This window comes from Erythrobacter sp. CCH5-A1, assembly GCF_001557115.1.
Lineage (GTDB): Bacteria > Pseudomonadota > Alphaproteobacteria > Sphingomonadales > Sphingomonadaceae > Erythrobacter.
The window spans coordinates 1-969 of record NZ_LSKQ01000044.1 but is presented as its reverse complement, the minus strand read 5'-3'; the positions used below and the strand labels follow the sequence as shown (position 1 = coordinate 969).

Sequence of the window (969 nt, the reverse complement as noted above, 5' to 3'; positions counted from 1 at the left end):
CTAAGAGCCTGATCCGAAATTAAGTTGAGTGGTGTCAGCGGGTTAGCTTGACGCCATCCCAAGTCGCTGATTCACGGGGTTTTGCAACAAACTTCCGGAGTTCGACGATGTGGACCGACACCACTCGGGCGCAGTATGCCCGTGCACAGCTGACTTTGCCAAGCGATTTGACTGACGCGGAATGGGCCGTGCTGGAGCCGTTTCTTCCGCAGCCTTCACAGGTTGGGCGTCCGCGGAAGTGGCCGCTGCGGCGCATCGTCGAGGCGATCCTGTATCTGCTGCGCGGAGGGCTGCCTTGGCGGATGTTGCCGCCCTGCTTTCCTCCGGTCTCGACGGTACGACGCTGGTTCTACCTGTGGCGCGACAATGGTCTGTGGCTTTCGCTCAATCATGCTCTGCTTCTGATCGGCCGGGAAGCGGCAGGGCGCGAAGCGTCGCCCAGTGCAGGAGTGATCGACAGCCAGAGTGTCAAAACCACCGAGAGCGGCGGGCCTCGGGGCTACGATGCGGGCAAGAAAATCAAGGGGCGCAAGCGCCACATCCTGACCGACACAGACGGCAACCTGGTTCATGCTGTGATCCACACCGCCGACATCCAGGATCGCGACGGGGCACCGTTCGTCCTCGCCGAAATAATCCGCCGCTTCCCGTGGCTGCGGCACGTCTTCGCCGATGGTGGGTATGCCGGTGACAAGCTCCGGGAGGCACTGCGCAAGATCGGAAAGAGCAAATGGACCATCGAAATCATCAAGCGGTCCGACGCCGCGAAAGGCTTCGAGGTGCTGCCGCGCCGCTGGGTGGTGGAACGAACCTTCGCATGGCTCAGCCGCAACCGACGTCTCGCCAAGGACTTCGAACAAACCATCGCCTCAGCAACCGCCTGGCTGTTCATCGCATCAATCCAGCTCTTCACACGCCGTATCGCAAGAGCATGAAATTACACGAGATAGTTTTGAATCAGACTCTAAG

1 protein-coding gene is annotated in these 969 nt (G+C 60.2%); it reads left to right on the top strand.

From position 1 onward, the window contains the following. Positions 1-107: 107 nt before the first annotated feature. A complete protein-coding gene (locus tag AX708_RS02185) occupies positions 108-935 on the top strand; it encodes an IS5 family transposase (protein WP_067489441.1) in 828 nt (275 codons plus the stop codon). The last annotated feature ends 34 nt before the right edge of the window (positions 936-969 follow it).